Origin of the sequence: Micrococcus sp. HMSC31B01 (genome assembly GCF_001816085.1) — a bacterium.
Classification (GTDB): domain Bacteria; phylum Actinomycetota; class Actinomycetes; order Actinomycetales; family Micrococcaceae; genus Micrococcus; species Micrococcus luteus.
On sequence record NZ_KV825256.1, the window covers coordinates 1 to 4,283 of the forward strand.

Below are 4,283 nucleotides of genomic sequence, written 5' to 3' on the forward strand. Positions count from 1 at the left end.
CCAGGGGACGCGAGAGGAGCTCGCGGCCGCCCGGGCGGAGCAGCGCGCGCTCACGGCCGCGCGCGCCGAGGACGCCGAACGCCAACGCGCGGAGTCCCAGGTGATGTCCACGCTCGCCCCGCTGGGCCAGCGGCTGGCGGCGCTCCAGGAGCAGGTGAGCGTGCTGGAACGGGACCGGGCGTCCCAGTTCGGCCGGCTCGGGGAGCAGCTCCGCGCCGCCGCGGCCACGGACCGGGACCTGCTGAACCAGACCACGTCGCTCATGGCCACCCTCAAGTCCACCTCCGCGCGGGGCCACTGGGGCGAGGCGCAGCTGCGGCGGGTCGTCGAGGCGGCGGGCATGCTCCACCACGTGGACTTCACGGAGCAGGCCACGCTGTCCGGCAGGGACGGCGAGCGCCTCCGCCCGGACCTCGTGGTGTCCCTGCCCGGCGGCAAGGCCATGGCCGTGGACGCCAAGGCCCCCATCGGGGACGCGCTGGCCGCCGAGGCCCTCGCGGATGAGCCCGGCGAGGAGGCGTACGAGCGGCGTCAGGCGCTGGCCGCCCAGCACGCCGCGGCCGTGCGCCGCCACGTGGACCAGCTCTCCGCGAAGTCCTACTGGGCCGGCCTCGAGCACTCCCCCGAGCTGGTCCTGTGCTTCCTGCCCGCCGAGTCACTCCTGGCCGCGGCCCTGGACGCGGACCCCGGGCTGCTGGACCACGCGTTCTCCCGGAACGTCGCGCTCGTCGCCCCCGTCTCCCTCCTGACCGCCCTGAAGTCCGTGGCCTATGCCTGGCGGCAGGACACCCTGGCCGAGAACGCCCACACCGTGGTGGCCAGCGCGAAGGACCTCTACGAGCGCCTCGGCACGCTCGGCACCCACCTGGACCGCATGGGCGGATCCCTCAAGACCGCCGTGGACCGCTACAACCAGCTCGTCGGCAACGTCGAGTCGCGCGTGCTCCCCGCCGCCCGGCGCCTCCGCGACGCCGACCCGGGCCTGGCCCCCACGCCGGACATCCGCACGCTCGAGTCCGCGCCCCGGCCCCTGGCCGCCCCGGAACTGGTCGCGGGCGTGGAGGAGGACGAGCTGCGCCGTCGTCGGGCGGAGTCGGCGCGGGAGGCGTGAGCAGGGCCGGGCGGGTGGGCCGTCGCGGCCCCGACGTCGTCTTTCCGTGTCCCGGGCCACTTGCTACCGTGAAACTCACAGAGAATTGCCAGGCCGCGCCGAGGGCCTGACTTGATGAGGAGGCCCCGTGGAGTCCCGATCGACCCCCCCGCCGAGCAACGTCAACGAGCACGTCTCCCGCTTCAACCCCCGGGCGGCCGCCCAGGAGTTCGAACACGAGCTCTCCCCGGGCATGCGTGACGAGCCGCTGACCGGCGGCGAGAACGTCAAGCGCATCATCGGCCTCGTGGCCGGCCCCCTGCTCGCCGTCGCCCTGTTCCTGCTGATGCCGGGCGACCTCGGCGTCTGGCCCCGCCTCGTCGCCGCCACCGCCGTGCTCATGGCCGTGTGGTGGATGACCGAGGCCCTGCCCATCCCCGCCACCGCCCTGCTGCCGCTCGTGGTCTTCCCGCTCGGCGTGCCCGCCGAGGAGTCCGACGGCGGCATCACCTTCGACGCCGTCGGCGCGAGCTACGGCAACAACATCATCTTCCTGTTCATGGGCGGCTTCATGCTCGCCCTGGCCATGCAGCGCTGGAACCTGCACCGGCGCATCGCGCTCGGCGTCCTGACGTTCATGGGCGCCAGGACCGTGAACCTCGTCCTGGGCTTCATGATCGCCACCGGGTTCATCTCCATGTGGGTGTCCAACACCGCCACCGCCGTGATGATGCTCCCCATCGGCGTGTCCATCCTCGTGCTCGTCCAGCGCTACGGCACGGACGGCGCCCTGACCGGGGACGAGGCAGCGGACCAGGCCGACCGCCCCGCCGCGCCCGCATCCGCGCCCGGCGAGGCCCCCACGCAGGCCGAGATCCGCTCCCTGACGAAGACGAACTTCGGCACCGCGCTCATGCTCGGCATCGCCTACGCCGCGTCCATCGGCTCGCTCGGCACCATCATCGGCACCCCGCCCAACACCCTGCTCGCGGGCCACATGGCCGCCGAGCACGGCGTGGAGATCGGCTTCGGCCAGTGGATGCTGGTCGGCGTGCCGATCGCCGTCGTGCTGCTCTTCGCGTGCTGGTTCCTGCTCACCCGCGTGCTGTTCCGCCCCGAGATCGACGAGGTCCCCGGCGGCCGCGACCTGATCGCCACCGAGCTGGCCCGCCTCGGCCGCATGAGCGCCCCCGAGGCCAAGGTCCTCGCCGTCTTCATCCTCGCCGCGCTGGCCTGGATCACCGTGCCGCTGATCTCCGAGTACGTCCTGGACCTGAAGTCCCCGCTGCTCTCGGACGCGGCCATCGCCATGGTCGTCGGGCTCATCCTGTTCCTCCTGCCGGCCGGTGGCGGGGCCGGGCGCGGCGTGCGCCTCCTGGACTGGGAGGCCGCGAAGGAGCTGCCGTGGGGCGTGCTCCTGCTGTTCGGCGGTGGCCTGGCCCTGTCCGGTCAGTTCTCCAAGTCGGGCCTGTCCACGTGGCTCGGTGAGCAGGTCAAGGACTTCGGCGACATCCCCGTGTGGGTGCTCGTGGTGATCGCCGCCGTCGGCATCCTGCTGCTGACCGAGATGACCTCGAACACGGCCACCGCGGCCACGTTCCTGCCGGTCGCCTCCGGCGTGGCCCTGGGCACCGGCGTCGCCCCGCTCATGCTGGCCGCGCCCGTCGCCCTCGCCGCGACCTGCGCGTTCATGCTGCCCGTGGCCACCCCGCCGAACGCCATCGCGTACGGCTCCGGCTACGTGACCATCGGTCAGATGGTGAAGGGCGGCGTGTGGCTGAACATCATCGCCGCCGTGCTCATCTCCCTCGCGTCGATGACCCTGCTCGTCTGGGTCTTCGGACTCTGAGTCCTGACCACCCGCCGGCCCGGAACGCCGAGGCCCGCAGACGCGCCGCTACGCCGGCATCGTGACGGCGCGTCTGCGGGCCTCAGCGAGGAGACGAGGGGTGCGCTCAGGCCTCAGCGTCGCGGCGGCGTCCGCCGAGGGCGCGCCCGTCGTCGCCCACGCGCTTCATCTCGGCGCGCAGCTCCTTGGGCAGGGAGAAGATGATGTCCTCCTCGGCGGTCACCACCTCGTCCACCTGCCCGTAGCCGTACTCGGCCAGCAGCGCGAGCACCTCCTGGACCAGCACCTCGGGCACGGACGCGCCGGAGGACAGGCCCACGGTGGCCACGCCCTCGAACCAGGACTCGTCCACCTGGTTGGCGAAGTCGACGCGCTCGGCGCGGGAGGCCCCGTACTCCGCGGCGACCTCCTTGAGGCGCACCGAGTTCGAGGAGTTCGCCGAGCCCACGATGATCACCAGGTCGCACTCCGGCGAGATCGACTTGATGGCCGCCTGCCGGTTGGAGGTGGCGTAGCAGATGTCGTCCGAGGGCGGGTCCTGCAGGTTCGGGAACCGCTCGCGGAGCACGGAGACGATCTCGAGGGTCTCGTCCACGGAGAGCGTGGTCTGGGAGAGCCAGATCAGGTTGTCCGGATCATCCACCTGGACGGTGCGGGCCTCGGCGACGTCGTTGATCACCGTGGTGTGCTCGGGCGCCTCGCCGAACGTGCCCTCGACCTCCTCGTGGCCGTCGTGGCCGATCAACAGGATCCGCTTGTCCTGCTTGGCGAAGCGCACGGCCTCGCGGTGCACCTTGGTCACGAGCGGGCACGTGGCGTCGATGGTGTGCAGGTTACGCTGGGCGGCCTCCTCGACGACGGCCGGGGACACGCCGTGCGCGGAGAAGACGGTCAGGGCGCCCTCGGGCACCTCGTCCAGCTCGTCGACGAACACCACGCCGCGCTCGGTCAGGGTGTCCACGACGTGCCGGTTGTGGACGATCTCCTTGCGCACGTACACGGGGGCGCCGTGGTGCTCGAGGGCCTTCTCGACGGCGACGACGGCGCGGTCCACGCCGGCGCAGTAGCCACGGGGGGCAGCCAGCAGCACGCGCTTCTCACCGGACACGGGCGCGGCCGCCTCCACCTCCTCACGGGATCGGCGAACGCGCGGGACCTGCGGCATCCCGAGGCCGACGGCGGACGGACGGGCGGAGACGGAGGGAGCGGACATGCCCTCCATGCTATCGGCCGGGACGCAGACCGGGCCCGGGCTTCGCCGCGGGCTCAGCGCGACGTGACGTCGGCGGCGGTGTGGGAGCGGCCCACCGCGGGGGGACCGTCCGCCCGGGCGGCACGGACCCG

General features: G+C 72.7%; 3 protein-coding genes. 2 read left to right on the forward strand and 1 reads right to left on the reverse strand.

Translation table 11 applies throughout. The features are described from left to right. The coding region (locus tag HMPREF3105_RS09180; RefSeq protein ID WP_070709321.1) for a DNA recombination protein RmuC at nt 1-1,111 on the forward strand (1,111 nt) is incomplete at its 5' end. 127 nt (nt 1,112-1,238) lie between these two features. Further along, nucleotides 1,239-2,939, forward strand: a complete 1,701-nt coding sequence (locus HMPREF3105_RS09185; protein WP_070709323.1) for an SLC13 family permease — start codon at nt 1,239-1,241, stop codon at nt 2,937-2,939. A 106-nt stretch (nt 2,940-3,045) separates the two neighbouring features. On the opposite strand, the gene HMPREF3105_RS09190 is transcribed toward HMPREF3105_RS09185, so the two are convergent. Next, entirely contained in the window at nt 3,046-4,152 is a 1,107-nt protein-coding gene (locus tag HMPREF3105_RS09190) for a 4-hydroxy-3-methylbut-2-enyl diphosphate reductase (protein ID WP_070709325.1), read from the reverse strand. Between the last annotated feature and the right edge of the window lie 131 nt (nt 4,153-4,283).

Excerpts from the sequence above, each read along its gene's own strand:
- HMPREF3105_RS09190 (WP_070709325.1), bottom strand. The coding sequence starts at position 4,152 with ATGTCCGCTCCCTCCGTCTCCGCCCGTCCGTCCGCCGTCGGCCTCGGG.